General features: G+C 72.0%; 12 protein-coding genes. 8 read left to right on the top strand and 4 right to left on the bottom strand.

The genetic code is table 11. From position 1 onward, the window contains the following. Positions 1 to 24: 24 nt before the first annotated feature. Positions 25 to 936, top strand: coding sequence for an aminoglycoside 3'-phosphotransferase/choline kinase family protein (locus tag AB0M36_RS02905; RefSeq protein WP_364151363.1), 912 nt, complete (start codon positions 25 to 27; stop codon positions 934 to 936). A gap of 82 nt (positions 937 to 1,018) precedes the next feature. Then, positions 1,019 to 3,085 (top strand): response regulator, encoded by a 2,067-nt coding sequence (locus AB0M36_RS02900; RefSeq protein ID WP_364151361.1) that lies wholly within the window; start codon positions 1,019 to 1,021, stop codon positions 3,083 to 3,085. 3 nt (positions 3,086 to 3,088) lie between these two features. Here AB0M36_RS02900 and AB0M36_RS02895 read toward each other — a convergent pair whose 3' ends face one another. The 3 genes from AB0M36_RS02895 to AB0M36_RS02885 are packed head-to-tail and all read right to left on the bottom strand — an operon-like array spanning position 3,089 to position 5,547. Then, positions 3,089 to 4,027, bottom strand: a complete 939-nt coding sequence (locus AB0M36_RS02895) for a ribose-phosphate pyrophosphokinase (RefSeq protein WP_364151358.1) — start codon at positions 4,025 to 4,027, stop codon at positions 3,089 to 3,091. A gap of 30 nt (positions 4,028 to 4,057) precedes the next feature. Beyond that, entirely contained in the window at positions 4,058 to 4,519 is a 462-nt protein-coding gene (locus AB0M36_RS02890; protein ID WP_364151355.1) for an OsmC family protein, read from the bottom strand. A 14-nt stretch (positions 4,520 to 4,533) separates the two neighbouring features. After that, complete coding sequence (locus tag AB0M36_RS02885) at positions 4,534 to 5,547, bottom strand: magnesium transporter CorA family protein (protein WP_364151353.1); 1,014 nt, start codon at positions 5,545 to 5,547, stop codon at positions 4,534 to 4,536. A gap of 116 nt (positions 5,548 to 5,663) precedes the next feature. Between AB0M36_RS02885 and AB0M36_RS02880 the strand changes: the two genes are divergently transcribed. The 5 genes from AB0M36_RS02880 to AB0M36_RS02860 all read left to right on the top strand — a co-directional run bounded on the left by AB0M36_RS02880 (position 5,664) and on the right by AB0M36_RS02860 (position 16,009). Next, positions 5,664 to 7,091, top strand: coding sequence for a multicopper oxidase family protein (locus tag AB0M36_RS02880; protein WP_364151351.1), 1,428 nt, complete (start codon positions 5,664 to 5,666; stop codon positions 7,089 to 7,091). Positions 7,092 to 7,113: 22 nt separating this feature from the next. Next, positions 7,114 to 7,884 carry an SDR family oxidoreductase gene (locus AB0M36_RS02875; protein WP_364151349.1) on the top strand — a complete coding sequence of 257 codons (771 nt, stop codon included), beginning with the start codon at positions 7,114 to 7,116 and terminating at the stop codon, positions 7,882 to 7,884. A 174-nt stretch (positions 7,885 to 8,058) separates the two neighbouring features. Beyond that, complete coding sequence (locus tag AB0M36_RS02870) at positions 8,059 to 13,245, top strand: diguanylate cyclase (protein WP_364151346.1); 5,187 nt, start codon at positions 8,059 to 8,061, stop codon at positions 13,243 to 13,245. Continuing rightward, the gene (locus tag AB0M36_RS02865) at positions 13,242 to 15,518 is read left to right on the top strand and encodes a GGDEF domain-containing protein (RefSeq protein WP_364151343.1); all 2,277 of its coding nucleotides are present in this window, start codon (positions 13,242 to 13,244) and stop codon (positions 15,516 to 15,518) included. The genes AB0M36_RS02870 and AB0M36_RS02865 overlap by 4 nt, the downstream gene beginning before the upstream one ends. A gap of 89 nt (positions 15,519 to 15,607) precedes the next feature. Beyond that, positions 15,608 to 16,009 (top strand): nitroreductase/quinone reductase family protein, encoded by a 402-nt coding sequence (locus AB0M36_RS02860; protein ID WP_364152236.1) that lies wholly within the window; start codon positions 15,608 to 15,610, stop codon positions 16,007 to 16,009. 166 nt (positions 16,010 to 16,175) lie between these two features. Here AB0M36_RS02860 and AB0M36_RS02855 read toward each other — a convergent pair whose 3' ends face one another. Then, entirely contained in the window at positions 16,176 to 16,994 is an 819-nt protein-coding gene (locus tag AB0M36_RS02855; RefSeq protein ID WP_364151340.1) for a TetR family transcriptional regulator, read from the bottom strand. A gap of 60 nt (positions 16,995 to 17,054) precedes the next feature. Here AB0M36_RS02855 and AB0M36_RS02850 point away from each other — a divergent pair, with 60 nt between their 5' ends. Beyond that, positions 17,055 to 18,503: an FAD-dependent monooxygenase gene (locus tag AB0M36_RS02850; RefSeq protein ID WP_364151339.1), complete on the top strand. Its 1,449-nt coding sequence runs from the start codon at positions 17,055 to 17,057 to the stop codon at positions 18,501 to 18,503. Positions 18,504 to 18,670 lie beyond the last annotated feature (167 nt).

Raw genomic sequence — 18,670 nt, 5'->3', positions numbered from 1 at the left:
GCCGCTTTGAGCTGGGAAAACGTCATGACCCTCTGGCCGGACGCCGAGGACGAGGAGGATTTCGACCTCGTCGCCCGCGATGAGGAGGCGCTCGGCCCGGGAGTGCGAGCACTGCTCGCCCAGCTCGGCGTGACGGGTGAGCCCGCGCGCTACCCGACGGGGTCGCTGCCCGTCTATGCGATCGGCGACACGGTGCTCAAGCTCTTTCCCCCGGTGCACGCCGAGGAACTGCCGGTCGAGGCCGGGGTGCTCGCCGCGGTGCACGGACGGCTACCTGTGCCGACGCCGGGCGTCCACGCGTCGGGAACGTTCGAGGGCTGGGGCTACGTGCTCATGGACCGGCTCCCGGGCGAGCCGCTGAGCCAGGCGTGGCCCCGGATGACCACCGAGCAGCGGGACGCGGTCGCGGACCAGGTCGGCGAGGCGATGGCGGCCCTGCACGCCCTGCCGCCGCCGGACGTCGAGAACTGGTGGCCGCAGCGCTGGGACGAGTTCGTCGACGACCAGGTCGCCGGGTGCGCCGGACGGCACCGCGCCCTGGGACTCGACAGACAGTGGGCCGATCAGATCCCGGGCTTCCTGGCGTCAGTGCCGCTGACCGCCCCGGCCGTGCTGCTGCACACCGAGATCATGGACGAGCACCTGCTCGTGCGGGACGGGCGGCTCACCGGGCTGTTCGACTTCGAGCCGGCCATGCGCGGTGCCGCCGAGTACGACTTCGTCGGGCCGGCGGTGTTCCTGACCCGGGGGGACGCCCGGAGCTTCGGGCGCCTGCTGCGGGCGTACGGAACAAAACCGGATCGGGAATTGCGCCGTCGTCTGATGGCCTGGACGTTACTTCATTACTACAGCAATCTCCCGGGCTATCTGGCCAAGCTCCCGGCGCCCGCCGGGCCGACCCTCGACGAGCTCGCGGAGTGCTGGTTCGCCGCGTGACTCGTGGGATCATCCTCGGCCGGACGGTTGCATTCCTCCTGAACCGCCCGCACCGCGAGCCAGTTCCGCCGATAGTTGCCACATGGGTGTCATGGCTTATCCCCTCCGGTACGCACTGGCCGACCTGGCGCTGGCGCTCAGCCGCGTCGCCGACGACACGGAAGAGGTGTGCTCCACCGCCGCGCGAGCCGCCGCCGACATGGTCGGTGACGGCGCCGGCGTCCAGCTACTGGGCGACGACGGGCGCTACGCCGGGCTCACCTACCACCATGCCGACGACGAGCGGGCCCCGGCGTACAGCCGCCTGCTCGATCGCGTCGGCGAACTGCCCGACGACGACTTCTCGACCAGCCTCGCCGCGAGCCGGCGCCCGCTCGTCCTCGCCGGCGAGCAGGGCGAGCCCCTGACCGAGCTGCCCCGGCCCCGGCACGAGGCGTACGTCGACACGGGCGCCCCGGCTCCCGCCGTGCACGCCGCGATGCTGTGCCCGATCATCGTCGACAACACGTACGCGGGCTACCTGGTGCTGACCCGCGGCAACTCCGGCGCGATCTACACCGAAGCCGAGGTGGAGCTCGCCCGCGACCTCTCCGGAGAGCTGTCCCTGGCCCTGTCGGGGGCGCGCGCGATGGAACGCCTGCGCGCCAGCGAGGAGCGTTACCGCCGGGTGCTGGAGACCATCCCCGAGGGCGTGCTGCAACTCGACGACGACGGGGTCGCCACCTACGCCAACGAGCCCATCGGCGTCGTCCTCGGCCTGCCCCGCGCCCAGCTCGTCGGCGTCTCCCTGCGCGGTTTCCTGGACAAGCACGGCCAGGCCGAGCTCACCCGCCGGATCGCCGAGTGCAAGGCCGGGCGCTCCACCGTCGGCGCCACCAAGCTGCTGCGCGCCGACGGCTCCCAGCGCAGCGTGCGGATGAGCATGATGCCGCTCGAGGACGAGCACGGGCGGCGCAACGGCGTGCTGTGCATGGTCACCGACACCACCGACCACATCGACGCCAAGGGGCTCAAGCGCCAGCTCGACCACCTGCGCCGGCTCGACAGCATGGGCCAGCTCATCGGCGGCATCTCGCACGACTTCAACAACCTGATGACCGTGGTCGCCGGCTCCGCCGACATGATCGCCTCGACCCTGGCCGAGGGCACGCCGCAGCACCAGATGGCCAAGGACATCCTGGACGCGGTCGCCACCGGGCGGACGCTGACGCACCAGCTGCTGGCGTTCGGGCGTACCGAGGGAAACCGGCCGGAGATCATCCCGATCCCGGACCTGCTCACCGACGTGCAGAGCCTGTTCAGCCGTACGCTCGGCGAACGGATCGGCCTCGACCTCGCCTTCAGCCCGGACGTCTGGCCGGTGCGGGCCGAACGCGGACCGCTCGAGCAGGCGCTGGTCAATCTCGCCGCCAACGCCCGCGACGCGATGCTGCACGGCGGCATGCTGCGGGTGGCCGCCACCAACGAGGTGGTGGAGCAGGGCCAGCTCGCCGAGGGCGCTCCGGCCGGCCGGATCGTGCACATGGTCATCCAGGACACCGGCGTGGGCATGAGCGACGAGACCCGCAAGCGCGCCCTCGAACCGTTCTTCACCACCCGGCCCACCGCCGCCGGACTGGGCCTGGCCACCTGCGCGGGCATCGTGCAGGGCATCGGCGGCCACATCGCCCTGGAGTCGCAGCCGCGGATGGGCACGACGGTGCACCTCTACCTGCCCGCGGCCGAGGAACGCACGGCACCGGCCGTCGACCGCCGGCTCACGCCCGCCGTCATCGGCCGGGTGCTGATCGTCGAGGACCAGCCGGAGGTCGCCCAGCTGGTGCAGCGGCTCATCGAGCCGGCCGGCTACGAGATCACCGTCGCCACCGACGCGCTCACGGCGGTCACGCAGGTCGCCGCGGGTGCCCACCCGGACCTGCTGATCACCGACGTGGTGATGCCGACGATGACCGGCCCGGAACTCGCGGCGGCGCTGCGCACCCACCACCCCGACCTGCCGGTGCTCTACATGTCCGGCTACACGGCCGCGTCGCTGGGGCCGCAGCTGACCCTCGACGCCAACAGCATGCTGGTGGAGAAGCCGTTCACCCGCTCCACCCTGCTCGGCGCCATCCTCACCCTCTGCGGCCCGCAGCCCGCGCGGGAGTGACGGTCAGGCGAAGAGCGCGCTGACCGACTCGCCATTGTGGATGCGGCGCATCGCCTCGGCGAGCGCCGGCGCCACCGAGAGCACGGTCAGCTTGTCGGTGCGGTCCTCGCGCGGGATCGGCACGGTATTGGTGCAGACGATCTCCTCGACGTCCTTCTCGTCGGAGAGCCGCCGCACCGCGTCGCTGGAGAACAGGCCGTGCGTACACGCCACCCGGATGCTGCGCACGTGGCGCTCGCGCAAGCGGGCCAACAGCTCGATCACGGTGCTGCCCTTGGCGATCTCGTCGTCGAGCACGATGACGTCGCGGTCGGCGACCTCGCCGATCACCGAGCTGATCACCACCTTGTCGTCGGCGAACCGCTGCTTGGCGCCGGCGGCGACCTCGATGTCGAGCATCCGGGCGAACGCCGCCGCTTCCTTGGCGTTGCCGAGGTCGGGCGAGACCACGACCGTGTTGCTCAGGTCGTAGCCACGGAAGTGGTTGGCGAGCTCCCGCAGGGCGTGCAGGTGGTCCACGGGGATGCTGAAGAAGCCGTGCACCTGCGGGGAGTGCAGGGTCATGGCGAGCACGCGGTCGGCGCCGGCCGTGGAGAGCAGGTCCGCGACGAGGCGACCGCCGATCGAGATGCGGGGGGCGTCCTTCTTGTCACTGCGCGCGTACGCGTAGTGGGGTAGGACGACGGTGATGCGACCGGCCGAGGCACCGCGGGCGGCATCGAGCATGAAGAGCAACTCGACCAGGTTCTCCTGGACCGGGGGAACCAGGGGCTGGATGAGGAACACGTCGCGTTCCCGGCAGTTGCCCTGCAGTTGCACTTCGATGCAGTCGTTGGCGAACCTGGAGGTTCTGGTGGGTAGGAGCGGAACGCCCAACTGCTCGCAGATCTCCGCGGCGAGCTCGGGATGGGCGCTTCCGGTGAACACGGCGATGTCACGCACGCGCCCACCCTAATGTCCGGGCGACGGACACTACCGGGCGACCCGTACGGTCGCCCCCACGGTCACCTCCGAGATCAGCGACCGGGCGATGTAGCACTCCTCGTGAGCCTGCTCCACCAGCCGCAGCACCAGCTCCTCGTCGGTGCCGGCGACTACGTGCACGACCGGGTTCAGCTCGATCAGCTCGATGCGGGCGTGCCGCAGGTCCTCGCTCAGGAAACCGGTCGCGTCGTCGGTGTAGCGCACCACGTCGACATGCTTACGGGCGGCCACCGACAGGAACGACAGAAGCTGGCACGAGGCGGCCGCCAGGACGACGAGCTGTTCGGGATTCAGCAGGTCGGGATCGCCGCGGAAGTGCGGATCCGCACTCAGCCGCAGCGAGGCGTGCGCCGGCGGGGCAGTCCCCGTGTGATTTCGCGAGTAGGCCCGGTAGCCCTCCCCCGTGGCGCCGTCCCATTCCAACCTGGCCGCGTGCGCGAGTCGTTCCATGCCCGCCACCGTAGTCACAGCCAGCCGCGACGCTTCAGGTAGACGTACAGCCCGCCGGCGGAGACCACGATCAGCAGCAGGCTGGCGAGAAACCCGGAATTCCGCTCGTAGCCCCAGTACGGCACGTTCTGGCCGAAGAAGCCGGTCAGCGCGGTCGGCACCGCGATGATGGCCGCCCAGGCGGCGAGCTTGCGGGTCACGTCGTTGAGGTCGTTGCTCTGCTCGTTGAGGTCGGCCTCCAGAAGCCCGTTGATCCGCTCCCGGGCACTGTCGATGATCTCCGTCGCCCGGCGCGCGTGGTCGTCGACGTCCCGGTAGTAGGGCGCGAGCCGCTCGTCGACCAGGCCGCTCTCCAGGCGCAGCACCTCGGCGATCAGGCCGGGCATGGGCGCCACCGGGCGGCGCAGCTCGGCCAGGGCCTTGCGCAGGCCGAACCCGTACCGGCGGACCGCGCGCGGCGCGCCGCCCTCCTCCAGCATCGTGTCCTCGGTCTTGTCCATCGCCTCGTCGAGGGCACGGGCGGCGGCGAACTGGCTGTCCACGACGACGTCGAGCAGGCCGTACACAAGGAAGGCGACGCCGCCGTGCCGGGCCAGGCCGGAGTCGGCGTCCCAGCGGGCGACGACGCGGGACACGTCGCTCTCCGACTTGCGTACGGTGATCAGCGCCCGTGCCGTGATGAACGCGCTGATCTCCGCCTTGCGCATGGTGGGCGCGGGATCGCCGATCGAGACGCGTACGTCGTACACGTTCATGAAGAGATGGCCCGGATAGCGATCGAGCTTGGGCCGCTGATGGTCGTGCACCGCGTCCTCGACGGCGAGCGGATGCAGCTCGAACTCCGCGGCGACGGCCCGCAGGTCGTCCTCCTCCGGGTCGAACAGGTCCAGCCAGAGCACCGCGTCGGGATGCTCGCCGAGCAGCCGCGGGATCTCGTCCGCGCCGAAGCCCTCGGCCACGACCCCGCCGCCCTCGTAGAGGCGGGTGGCGACGGGGCAGGCCGGCATGGCCGGAGATTGAGGTCTCACGGCAGATCACTATGCCGCACCGGCGCCCCGACGAGGCTTCGAGTGGGCCTCGAGAGCCGCGCGTCACCGTGATCCACAGTGTCACGCCGCGACCAGCGAGAGGAGCTCGGTATTCCATGCCGACCAGACGTACCGTGATGAAGGCGAGCGGGGCCGTGCTCCTGCCGACCGCCGCGTACGGGGCCTCCGCACTGGCCGCGTCACAGCCGAACTCGCGCGACACCGGATCACCCCGGGCCGACGTACCCGAGCCGTTCTCCGTCCGGATGCCGATCCCGGCCACGCTGGCGCCGGTGACCCGCACCGCGACCACCGACTTCTACGTGATGACCGCCCGCAAGGCGAAGGTCCCGATCCTGCGCGGCGCCCCCACCGAGGTGTACGGCTACAACGGGCAGTTCCCCGGCCCCACCATCCGCGCCACGGCCGGTCGCCGGGTCGTCATCGCCCAGACCAACCAGCTCGACATGGACACGGCCGTGCACCTGCACGGCGGCCACACACCCCCGGCGAGCGACGGATTCCCCCTGGACGTCATCGCCCCCGGAGGCACGAGGGTGTACGAGTATCCGAACCGCCAGCAGGCCACGACGCTGTGGTACCACGACCACGCCCACCACATGGAATCGGAACACGTCTACCGGGGCCTGGAGGGCTTCTACCTGATCGAGGATCCCCGCGAGGACGCCCTGGGCCTGCCGTCCGGCGCCTTCGACGTGCCGATCATGCTGCGCGACGCCCGGTTCGACGACGACGGCGGCCTGCTCTTCGTCCCCGAGGACTTTCAGAACCGCACCACGATCCTGACCAACGGACGCCCGCAACCGTACTTTCCGGTTGCCGCCCGCCGCTACCGGCTGCGCCTGCTCAACGGCGCCAATCTGCGCACGTTCACGCTGCGGCTGGGCGCCGGCGAGGAGATGGTCCAGATCTCCACCGACGGCGGCCTGCTCGGCGCCCCGGTGACCACCCGCGACATCAAGCTCAGCCCCGGCGAACGCGTCGACGTCATCGTGGACTTCACCGGACGCCCCGCCGGCACCCAGGTGATCCTCGCCGACGACACGGCGGGGGCGGTGCTGCGCTTCGACGTTGGCCGGCCGGCCTATGACGCCAGCCGCGTGCCGGCCGTGTTGCGGCCGCTGCCGCCGCTGGGCGAGGCGGACGTCGTCCGCCGGTTCAGCCTGGGCATCGACCCCCAGGACTTCACTTTCAAGATCAACGGCAGGGCCTTCGACCCGGATCGGGTGGACACCACGATCCGTCGCGGGGACACCGAGGTCTGGGAGGTGACCAACGGGGACACGTTCACGATCCCGCACAACTTCCACATGCACCTGGTGCAGTTCCGCGTTCTGAGCCGCAACGGCCAGCCGCCGGCGCCCTCCGAGGCGGGGTGGAAGGACACGGTGCCGCTCCAGCCGGGCGAGACGGTGCGGCTCCAGGCGACATTCAACGGACCGGTCGGACGGTACGTCTACCACTGCCACCTGATCGACCACTCGTCCCACGCCATGATGGCCACCATGGAGATCACTGAATAGCGGGGTCCGTTACCGTACGAACATGATCGATTCTTCACGTCTGGCGGTCGTTTCCGGTGGTGCCACGGGCATCGGGCGCGAGATCGCGCGCACGTTCGCCGCCAACGGGGACCGGGTGGTCATCATCGGACGCCGACGTGAGCTGCTGGTTCAGGCCAGCGAGGAGATCAACCAGGCGATCGGCTCCGCCCGCGTCATCCCGGTCGCGGCGGATCTGACGGATCCGGCGCAGGTGCGGCGCGCCGCGGAGCGCATCGCGGAACTCGGCACGGTCGACGTGCTCGTCAACAACGCGGGCGCGATCATCACGCCGGCGGCGGACGAGGGGCTGGAGGCCCTGGCCGCCTCCTGGCGCCGCGACCTGGACACCAACCTGCTCACCGCGGTGCTGCTCACCACAGCCCTGCTGCCACACCTCAGTCGGCCGGGTGGGCGGCTCATCCTGGTCAGCTCGGCTGCCGCGCAACGGGGAGGCGCGGGATCCCACTCCGCCGGGTCGTACGCCGCCGCGAAGGCCGCGCTGCACGGGTGGGCCTTCGGGCTGGCGCGGCAACTCGGAAGGGACGGCATCACGGTGAACGTGCTGGCGCCCGGATATATCCAGGACACCGACATCTTCCACGGCCAGGACACGCCGGACTTCGTGGCCACCAAGATCGCTGACACGCTGGTCGGCCGGACCGGAACACCGGCGGACGTGGCGGCGGCCATCACCTATCTGGCCTCCGCGGACGCCGGCTATCTCACCGGGCAGATCATCGGCCTCAACGGCGGTGCCGTCCTCGGCCGGTAAACGGCCCTCTCCGCCCGCCCTCTCTCCGGCGCGGAGCGCCACCGCCCGGGCTGACCCGGACTCGACGGACGGCGCGACGGCCCCCGGACCACCCGCCTTCCGCCGAATGGCTCAACCTCCGCCCGCTCGTGTCGATGACCTGAGACGGAGGGACAAACTGACGGGCGGTCGGAGATGAGCGAAGCGCAGCGTCCGGAGTCGATCCGGCGGCCCGCACAGCTGACCGGACTCGACCTCGAGGCGGAGCTGGGTCGTGGCGCGTTCACGACCGTTTACCAGGTGCGTCGCGGCGACGAGCGGTATGCGCTGAAGCGCCCGCGCGGCGACGTGGCAGACGCTCCGACGACGATGCTGGCCTTCTTCCGCGAGGCCGCCCTGCTCGCCTGCATCGACCACCCCGGCGTGGTCCGGGCGCACGCGGTCGGCCTGTACGACGGCAGTCCCGCCCTGGTCACCAGGCTGCTCGACGGCCGGTCCCTGGCCGATCTGCTCGCCGACGGGCCGCTGCCGCAGGAGCGGGTGGTGCGACTCGCCGCCGAGCTCGCGCGGGCCCTGGCCGCCGTGCACCGCACCGGTCTGGTGCATCGCGACATCAAGCCGCACAACGTCATGGTGCCGACGCACGGACCGGCGACCTTGATCGACTTCGGCCTGGCCACGCTGGGCCAGGATCTGGACACCGCCGACAAAACGGTAGGTACGTTCCTGTACTGCTCGCCGGAGCAGTCCGGGATGCTGAAGCGGCCGGTGGACGGCCGCTCCGACCTCTACTCCCTCGGGGTCGTGCTGTTCCAGTGCCTGACGGGCCGGCCGCCGTTCGCCGCCGCGGACGTCGGGGAGCTGTTGCGCCTGCACACCACCGCTCCGGTGCCCGAGCTGGGACCGGAGATCGACCCGGAGCTGGCCGCCGTCGTCACGCGGCTGCTCGCCAAGGATCCGGACGACCGTTACCAGAGCCCGGCCGGTCTGCTCGACGCGCTGCGCGCCTGCGCCGGCGGGCATCACGAACTGCCGGACACCACCGCGGGCAGGTGGCCGTTGTTCGGCCGCGACGCCGAGAGCAAGCAGCTGACCGAGCGGTGGCAGCGCGCGCGGCAGGGCGCCGGCGGTGCCGCGGCCGTCCGTGGTCCGGCTGGCTCGGGCCGAAGCAGCCTCGTCGCCGCGGAGGCGGCCGGCGCCGCGGTGCTGCGAGGCCGCTGCGCCGAGGACGAGGCGGTGCCGCTCGGCGGGCTGCGCGCCGCGGTCGAAGGACACCTGGACGTCGTCGCTCGACTGGAGACCCCGGAGCGCGACGCCGCCCACGAGCGAATCCGCACCGCCGCCGCTGCCGCGGGACCGGGACTCATCGCCGGCCTGTCGCCGCGGCTGGCCGCGCTGCTCGGCGACACCCTCGCGACGGCGAGCGACGGCCGCGACGACCGCCTCCTGACCGCGGTCGCCCTCTTCCTCAGCGAGCTGGCCCGCGCCAGCGAGGGCCTGCTGCTCGCCCTCGACGACGTGCAGTGGCTCGACGCGGCAAGCCGGCGCGTGCTCGCCCTGCTCGACCCCGACCTGGCCACGCTGCCGCTCCTCGTCCTGTTCACCGAGCTCGACGGCGCGGCGCGGCCCCTCACCGAGCTGGACACGTCGCTGGACACCACGGTGCGCTGCGAGCCGCTCGACGCCGACGCCACGGCCGCGCTGATCGCCTCCCGGCTGCCCGGCGCACGGGTGCCGGCCGGCCTGGTGGAGCACGTGGCGGCCCTGGCGGACGGTTCGCCGCTCGCGCTCGTCGCGTATCTGGTGCAATTGGTCGACGCGGGCCTGCTGGTGCCGCTGTGGGGCGAGTGGTGTCTCGACACCAGCGGTGTCGAGGGTCTGCCCGTCGCCTCGGATGCCCGCTCGCTGATCGTGACGCGTCTCGAAGGGCTGCCGGACGACGTCCGCGACGTCCTCGTCGCGGCGTCGGTCGCCGGAGGGCGCTTCCGGCACGAGGTGCTGACCGCCGTGTGTGGCCTGCCCGCCGAGACCGTCGCCGCCGCGCTCGGCACGGCGGTGCACCGGCGCATCGTGGAGATCCGCGAGGGCGGCCGGTACGGCTTCGTGCACGCCGCCCTGCGCGAAGCACTGTTGGCCGACGTCGCGCCGCGGGTGCGGCAGCGGCTGCACGCGGCGGCCGCCACGGCGCTCGAACTGCTGCCGCCGGCGCTGCGCGAGACCGATCACGACTACGTGCTCGCCCGCCATCACCGTCACGCCGGCGACGCGGCCGACCCGGACGCTTGGCGCCGCAGCGCCCTCGCGGCGGGCCGCCGTGCCCTCGCCGACCAGGCACCCGCCGACGCGATCGAATACCTGACCGACGCCGGGCCGGCCGACAGCGAGATCCTGCACCCGCTCGCCATCGCGTACCTGCGTACCGGCCGCTTCGCCGAATCCCGCCAGACGCTGGACCGGGCGCTGGCCGAGGAGACCGACCGGCGGCGCCGCGCCGAGCTGCGTACCACCCTGATCGAGCTGCACCACACCACCTGGGCCGACGAGCAGGCCGTGGATGAGGCGACAGCGGCACTGCACGAACTGGGTCACCCGCTGCCGGCGCGCAAGCCGGTCCGGCTGCTGACCACCCTCGCCATCGCGGCGGCCGGCGCGCTCATCCGGCGCACCGGCATCGGGTACGGCACCGCGACGGGCCGCCGCCGCGACGAGTTGGCCGCCCTCGCCGCCGTGCTGGACGCCGGCGGATACGCCGCCGCGCTCGGCATGCGCCTGCGCGAGGCCGCTGTCTTCGCCCTGCGGGCGCTATACGTGATCAACCGGATCGGCCTGTGCCCCGAGTACGTCCGGGTGTACTCGCTGATCGGTTACGTCGCGGCGGTGCTGCGGCTGCGCGGCACGGCCGAGCGCTGCCTGGCGCGGGCAGCCCGGGACGCCGAGACTCTGCGCGATCCTCAGCTGATCGCGTACGTCGACTGGCTCATGGGTCTGGCGCGGCTGTTCGGCGGCATCGACGACGGCAGCACCTACGAACGGGCTCTCGCCCGGCACTCCCGCTGGTTCTATCCGGCGCAGATGATGCCGGGGATGGCGACGACGTCGCTGCGGCTGCTGATGCGCGGCTACACCCGCGAGAGCAAGGCGGACTACGAGCGCGGACTGCAGCGACTGGCCGATCCCACCCAGGTGTACGGCACGTCGTTCGGCATGCTGGGTGTCATGATCCCGGCCCAGCTGGGGCTTCCGGCCGAGGCCGCCGCGATGGTCGCGGCGATGCGCGAGGCGCTGCCGCCGGAGACCGCCACGCCGGTGCAGCGCGCCAACATCGCCACCGCCGCGCTCTGCGCGGCGGTGGAGGAGGGCGAGTTCGGCGCCCGCTTCGACGACATCGTCGCGGAGTTCGAGGGGCTCGGCCTGCGCAAGAGCGAGCTGATGACCCACCTCAGGTGGTTCTACGTCTGGCGGGTCAGCGGCCGGATGGCGCAGGTGCGGCTGGCCGACGAGGCGCAGCGCCCGGCCCGGCTGCTGGAGGCGGAGCAGGCGACACGCGAGCTCGGCAAGGTGGCGAGCACCGTGCTGCTGCGGATCGCGCACCGCACCGCCCAGGCGGCGCTGCTGCAACAACGCGGCGAGCACCGCAAAGCCATCGCCCAGACCGACCGGGTGGAGCGGGACAGCCGCGCGTTGGACGCACCGCTGGTGCAGTTCGAGCTGGCCCGGATCCGGGCCCGGGCACTGCGCGGCCTCGGACACACCGCCGAGTCCGAGCGGCAGGCCCGGATCGCCAACCTGCTGGCCGACACGTACGGCTGGGAGCACCGCCGTCGCCAGGTGCGGATGGAATTCGACATCGACGAGGCCCAGTCCCGCCCGAAGCGCGTCCTGACCGACCGCGACTCGCACGCCGGACGCAACCGCCGCCTCGAGGCGCTCCAACAGGTCAGTGCCGCCGGCGCGACGGTCCTCGACCCGCAGCGGCTGGCCCGGGTGGCGCTCGACGAGACGCTGCGCATCCTCGGCGCCGAACGGGCCCTGCTGTTCCTGGTGGACGAGGCCGGCGTCGTACCCTTCGCCGGCCGTGACGCGACCGGCGCGGACCTCGACACGGTGACCGGCTACGGCTCCACGCTCGTGCACCGGGTGATCGAGACGGGCGAGGCCCTGGTCGTCGCCGGCACCGAGCAGGGCGCCGCGCTCGGCTCGCAGAGCGTCGTCGTCCACGGCCTGCGCAGCATCATGGTGGCGCCAGTGCAGTTCAAGGGCCGGCTCCTCGGCGTGGCGTACCTGGACAGCCGGATGGCCCGCGGCATCTTCACCGAGGACGACGTCGAGGTGCTCACCGCCATCACCAGCCACGTCGCGGTGTCGTTGGAAACCGCCCGCGCCGCGCAGCTCGGCCTCGCCGTGCAGACCGCCCGTCACCAGCAGCGGCTCGCCGAGACACTGCGGTCGAGCCTGGCGGAACTGAGCGCCATCCTGGATCCGCTGCAGGTGCTGCACCGGTTGTTCACGACACTGCACACCCACGTCGGCGGAGTGGCCGGCGGGCTGCTGCTCGCCGGCGACGGCGAACTGGACGTGGTGGCCCTCGCCGGCACCGCCCACCCCTCCCTACACGGCCTGCGGCTGGCGGCTGGGGCGGACCCGATGCTCGACGCGGCCCGCGCGGCTGCCACGCCGGTGACGCTGCCGGCGAGTGACGCGCTGCGCGGGGAACTGCTCGGCGACGCGGAGATCATGCTCGCCGTACCGCTGGTGTCCCACGACGGCCTGGTCGGGGTGGTGCTGCTCGGCGGCGCCGGCTTCGACGACACGGCCCGCGAGGTCGCGGCGGCGCTGGCCAGCCAGGGCATGAGCGCGTACGCGAACGCACGTCTGTTCGCCCGGGTGCAGGAGCTGGCGACCACCGACGAACTGACCGGCGTCAACAACCGCCGCCACTTCTACACCCTGGCCACCACGCTGCTGAACGTGGCGGCCCGCAACCGCCACGACCTGGCCGCGCTGATGCTCGACATCGACAACTTCAAGTCGGTCAACGACACGTACGGGCATGGCGCCGGCGACGACGTCATCCGCGAGGTCGCCCGCCGGGTCGCGGAGAGTATCCGCTCCGCCGACGTCCTCGGCCGCTACGGCGGCGAGGAGTTCGCGGTGATCCTGCCGGACCTCGAAGAGGAAGGCCCGGATCTGGCGGAACGGATCCGGCACGCGGTGGCTGCCACGCCGATACCGACGCGCGAAGGTCCGCTGTCGGTGACGGTGAGCGTCGGCATCACCCACCTCCACCCGCACGATGACGGGCTGGACCAAGTCCTCGCGCGCGCCGATCACGCGCTGTACCAAGCCAAGCAGGGCGGCCGCAACCGGGTGGAGCAGGCATGACGAACATGACGTTCGAACCGGGGCGCAGCGTGGCCGCGTTCATCGAGGCGATCTCCGGCACCTCCGACGTGCTCTCGGCCGCGCTGGCCGCCGCCGACAGCATGGCCACGATCCTGGCCGCGGACACCGTCGCGATCCTGCAGGACAGCGCCACGGTCGCCGTCCGCGGCGCCCTGGACCCGGAGCTGCCCCAGCCCCGGGTGCCCGCGACGGGTGCCGCGTGCGAGACCGCCGGCGGCCGCTCCGTCCTGACCGTGGCGATCGGCCGGCACACCGGCCGGCGGCTGCTCGCCGTCCGCGACACCGGCTCCCCGTTCGTCGACACCGAGGCCGACCTGGCGACCGGGCTGAGCGCCGCCCTGGCACTGCAACTGGCCACCCTCGACCACATCGCCGAGCAGCGACGGTACGCCGGCGACGACGCCGAAGCCGCCGCGCAGGACGCCCGGACGGGCCGGATGCTCCTCGAACAGCTCGCGGTGGTGCAGCGGGCGGTCGCCCGGCGCGCCCCCCTGAGCGAGATCTTCGACGCGATCACCGAGGGCGCGCGGTCGCTGCTCGGCGACGCCCTCTCCGCGCTGGCGATGCGCGAGGGCGACGACCCGGACATGCTGCACCTCGCCTCGGCCTGTGGCTTCTCCGACGAACTGCGGCACCGGCTCTGGCGGGCACCGCTGGAGACGGCCGGGATCACCGGCAAGGCGATCCGAAGCGGTGAGGTCATCGTGGTGGAGGGCTACCCGCACTCGCCGGACGCCACGAAGGAAGCCGTCGAGGCCGGCGTGCAGGCGGCCATGGCCGCCCCGGTGCGCCAGCACGACAAGGTGGTCGGCGGCCTGTTCGTCGCCTCCCGCCGGCCCGACCGGGTCTACGGCCCCGCCGACCAGGCGGTACTGACCGCGTTCGCGGAACACGTCGGCGTCGCCATCGAGGCGGCCCGCGCGGTGGACGGCCTCTACCAGGCGTTCCACGATCCACTCACCGGGCTTGCCAGCTCGGCGCTGTTCCGCAACCGGCTCGTACACACGCTGGCGCTGGCCGCCCGCGAGCAGAGCCGCGTCGCGGTCGTCCTGTTCAACCTGCACCGCTTCAAGACGGTCAACGACACCTTCGGCCACGCCGCCGGCGACCTGCTGCTGACCGGTGTGGCGGAGCGACTCAACGCCGGCCTGCGCGCCACCGACACCCTGGCCCGCTTCGGCGCGGACGAGTTCGCGATCCTGCTCGCCGGAGTGGAACAGGCGGAGCCGGCGATGGAGGTCACCGAGCGGCTGGCGGCCTCGCTGCGCCAGCCCTTCTGGATCGGCGGCCGCGAGGTCACCATCGACTCCACCGCGGGCATCGCCTTCAGCGCGCTCGGCGAACGCGACGCGGACGCCCTGCTGCAGGGCGCGGACCTCGCCCTCACCGCGGCCAAACAGGACGGTCCCGGCTGCATAGAGATGTTCGAACCGGGCATGCAGATCGTCCGCGCCCGGCGCGCCGGCCTCGAGATGGACCTGCGCCACGCGGTCGAACGCAACCAGCTGCTGCTGCACTACCAGCCGATCGTCGACCTCACCGACGGCCGTGTCACCGGCTGCGAGGCACTGGTGCGCTGGGCACACCCCGAGCGCGGCACAGTGTCGCCGCTCGACTTCATCTCCCTCGCCGAGGAAACCGGCCACATCGTCTCGGTCGGCTCCTGGGTCCTGCACGAGGCGTGCCGGCAGGCGGCGGAATGGAACCGGACCCTGCCCGGAGCGGGCCTGCACATCACGGTCAACCTGTCGGCCCGCCAGATCCGCCGCCCCGACCTGCCCGACCTGGTCGCCGGCGTCCTGCGCCAGACCGGCCTCCCGGCGGAACTGCTGACGCTGGAGATCACCGAATCGGTCCTCGTGCACGACGTGGACGCCACCGTGCACCAGCTCCACAAGCTGAAGGCGCTCGGCGTCCTGCTCGCCATCGACGACTTCGGCACGGGCTACTCGTCGCTGGCGTACCTGCGCCGCTTCCCCGTGGACATCCTGAAGATCGACAAGATGTTCGTGGACGACATCGGCGTCGAGACGCCCGGCGCCTCCCTCACCCCGGCCATCGTCGGGCTCGGCCGCACGCTCGGCCTGGTCACGGTGGCGGAGGGCATCGAGGACGCGAGCCAGTGGCAACCGCTGCTGGACAGCGGATGCGACCAGGGACAGGGCTTCTACTTCGCCCGGCCGCAGCCGGCCGCCGAGGTCGAGAAACTGCTTTTCGACGCGTACGGGAGCCGCGTGAGCACCGCCAACTAGCCCGCCAGAATCGTCACCTCTTCGTCATGCCGGACGGCGCGAATCCTCGTATCCTGACCCGTGTGCCGCCAGACATCGCGTTGAAAACCATGAATGCCGTCCACCGAGCCATCCTCAGGGTCAGCTGCGGGCGCGTCGGCCGCAGAGTCGCCGGAATGACCGTGCTCGAGCTGGTCACCACCGGCCGCAAGTCCGGTCAAGCGCGGGCCGTGATGCTCACGTCGCCCCTCACCGACGGCGAGGCGTACGTCGTGGTCGCCTCCCGTGGCGGGGACGACCGGCATCCGGCGTGGTTCCTGAACCTGCGCGACGACCCGCGGGTGCAGGTGTCCGTCCAGACCGGGCCGCGGCAGCCGATGGTGGCGAGCATCGCCACGCCGGACGAGCGCGCCCGCCTGTGGCCGCAGGTCGTGCGGCAATACCGGAACTATGCGGCCTACCAGCGGCGGACCGAGCGCGAGATTCCGCTGGTGCTGCTCCGGCCCGCGTAGTCGGATCGTCTTCAGGCTGTTTACGCGGCGAGGCCTGCCAGATTTCCGGGGCGGGCATCGCCGAGTCTTTCGCGCCTTCGCCGCATGCCCGCTTTCCTCACCTTCCTCGCCTATCCAGCCTCGCCTATCCAGCCTCGTCTATCCAGCCTCGTCTATCCAGCCTCGCCTATCCAGCGAAGGCGTGGAGCAGGGTCGTGATCGCGACGGTGAGATCCGCTCGGTTCGCCGCCGTGCCGGGCGGAGGGGCGGTCCGGGCGCCCGCGCCGATGAGCCGGTCGAGCAGCAGGCCGTCGATGCAGGCGACAAGATGGTCGCCGGCCTGCGCTGGATTCGGTGCACCCGCGGCGGCCAGCATCGACCTCGCCTGAGCGCGGGATGCGTCGCCGTGCCGCAGGATGGTCCGCAGCTCGGGATGATGCGTGGCTTCGAGCAGGCAGGCGTAGCGGGCCAGTGTGCGATTGCGGGCGGTGCTCATCCAACGGTCAAGGACCGCCGCGATCCCGGCGGCCGCCGCGCCGACGTCGGCCATCATGGTGCCCGCGGCGCCCCCGTCAGCCAACCCGGCACCTGCCGCGTTCCCGTCCGCCGACGCGGCACCTGCCGCGTTCCCATCCGGCAACCCGGCGCCTACCGCGTTCCCATCCGGCAACCCGGCGCCTACCGCGTTCCCATCCGCCAACCCGGCGCCTACCGCGTTCCCATCCGCCAACGCGGTGGCTGCGGCGTCCTTGCCGGCCATGGCGGTGGCTGCCGCGTCCATGTCCGCTGGTAGGCGGTTCTCCGCCATGTCCACCCGGTCGAGATCGGCGATCCTGCGCACTACCGCCTCGATGAGGGCCTTGCGGGTTCGGAAGTAGGCGGACGTGGTGCCCTGCGGCACTCCGGCCCCGGCATCGACGGCACGGTGGGTCAGGCCGCGCATACCCCGCTCGGCGAGCAGGTCGATCGCCGCGTCGGTCAGGACCGCGAAGCGGTCGGTCGGCATGACACTCCCCCTTTCTACAGCTGTAGTATCGTTTTCTACATCTGTAGAAGGAGGTGCGGGGTGACCCGAACCGCAGTGGTGATCGGCGCCGGCATCGGCGGTCTGGGCGCGGCCATCGGCCTGCGCCGAAAGGGCTGGCAGGTGACCGTGCTCGACCGCGTCCCCGCATTCCGGCCGGTCGGGGCCGGACTGGTGCTCCAGGCCAACGGCCTGCGCTGCCTCGCCGCCCTCGGCCTCGGCGCGAAGGTGAGGGAACGCGGACGCAACGACATGTCCGCCGGCACGCGCGACTCCGCCGGCCGCTGGCTGGCCCGCGTCAAGGCCAGCGACCTCGAGCGCATGCTCGGCACTCCGGCCATCGGCATCCACCGCGCTACCCTCCACGAGATCCTCCTCGCCGCCCTCCCCGAGGGCACCGTCGTGACCAACGCCGAGGTCGAAACCGTCACCGAGGACGGCGACGTCGCCTGGCGAGGCCCGAACGGCCTCGTCCGGACGCGGGCCGACCTGGTGGTCGCCGCAGACGGCATCCACAGCATGGTGCGACGAACGTTGTGGCCGGAGGCCCCCGCTCCGGCACGCATCGGCGTGACGGCATGGCGAGGCGTCACACCGGTCTGGGACGACAACCTCGTCGTCGGCATCAGCTGGGACCGCGGCGCCGAGTTCGGGATGGTCCCCCTCACCGACGGCCGCGTGTACTGGTACGCCGCCGTCAACACCTCCCAGCCCGCCACACCCACCCAGCTGGTCTCACCCACCCAGCTGGTCTCACCCACCCAGCTGGTCTCACCCACCCAGCCGGCCACACCCACCCAGCTGGTCTCACCCACCCAGCCGGCCACACCCACCCAGCTGGTCTCACCCACCCAGCCGGCCACACCCACCCAGCCGGCCACACCCACCCAGCCGGCCACACCCACCCAGCCGGCCACACCCACCCAGTCTGCGGAGTCCTTCCAGCCCGCCGCGGTCGAGGGTGCTGGAGACCGGCAGTCCCCCGCCGAAGTCGTGGCCCAGGCTGCCGCCACTGCCGCCGCGCCCCCGGCGGGCAACGACGAGGCGGTCCAGGTGCGGGCGCTGTTCGGGACCTGGCACGACCCGATCCCGGCCCTCATCGCGGCAACCGACACTGTTCTGCGCGATGAGCTCGCGTGCCTCGAAGAGCCTCTCCCGACCTATGTGAAGGGCCGGGTCGCCCTTATCGGCGACGCCGCGCACGCGATGACGCCCCATCTCGGGCAGGGCGCCAACCAAGCGCTGGAGGACGCCGTCGTTCTCGCCGCCGTCGCCGACCGACCGGACGGGCTCGCCGAATACGACCGGCAGCGCCGGCCCCGCAGCCAGCGGGTGGCAAGGGCGTCCCGCGCGATCGGCCGCTTCGGCCAGCAGGCGCAACACCCGATCGCCGTTGCCGCCCGCAACGCGATCCTGCGGCTGACACCGCCGCGGCTCGCGCTGCGCTCCATGGCCCGCTTCGCCGACTGGCATCCGCCGTCGCTCGATTGAGCTGACCGCGCCGGGATGAAGACGCACCGGCCGCCACGGTCGGCAGCCCCGGGTCAATCCGGCTCGCCCCCCGACCGAGCCAAGAAGCCCCCAGCGATCCGGCGGGTCAACGCGATGCGAATCGGCCCGATCCGGATCGGCCCGATCGGATCAGCTCGGCCCGGATC

The sequence above is a fragment of the Actinoplanes sp. NPDC051346 genome (assembly GCF_040682215.1).
GTDB lineage: Bacteria > Actinomycetota > Actinomycetes > Mycobacteriales > Micromonosporaceae > Actinoplanes.
The sequence above is the reverse complement of the archived record's forward strand: the minus strand, read 5'-3'. Positions and strand labels throughout refer to the sequence as shown.

What these genes read in the sequence shown, in the direction of transcription:
- AB0M36_RS02905 (WP_364151363.1), top strand. Translation starts at nt 25, where the DNA reads ATGACCCTCTGGCCGGACGCCGAGGACGAGGAGGATTTCGACCTCGTC.
- AB0M36_RS02900 (WP_364151361.1), top strand. Translation starts at nt 1,019, where the DNA reads ATGGGTGTCATGGCTTATCCCCTCCGGTACGCACTGGCCGACCTGGCG.
- AB0M36_RS02890 (WP_364151355.1), bottom strand. Translation starts at nt 4,519, where the DNA reads ATGGAACGACTCGCGCACGCGGCCAGGTTGGAATGGGACGGCGCCACG.
- AB0M36_RS02880 (WP_364151351.1), top strand. Translation starts at nt 5,664, where the DNA reads ATGCCGACCAGACGTACCGTGATGAAGGCGAGCGGGGCCGTGCTCCTG.
- AB0M36_RS02875 (WP_364151349.1), top strand. Translation starts at nt 7,114, where the DNA reads ATGATCGATTCTTCACGTCTGGCGGTCGTTTCCGGTGGTGCCACGGGC.
- AB0M36_RS02870 (WP_364151346.1), top strand. Translation starts at nt 8,059, where the DNA reads ATGAGCGAAGCGCAGCGTCCGGAGTCGATCCGGCGGCCCGCACAGCTG.
- AB0M36_RS02865 (WP_364151343.1), top strand. Translation starts at nt 13,242, where the DNA reads ATGACGAACATGACGTTCGAACCGGGGCGCAGCGTGGCCGCGTTCATC.
- AB0M36_RS02860 (WP_364152236.1), top strand. Translation starts at nt 15,608, where the DNA reads ATGAATGCCGTCCACCGAGCCATCCTCAGGGTCAGCTGCGGGCGCGTC.
- AB0M36_RS02855 (WP_364151340.1), bottom strand. Translation starts at nt 16,994, where the DNA reads ATGCCGACCGACCGCTTCGCGGTCCTGACCGACGCGGCGATCGACCTG.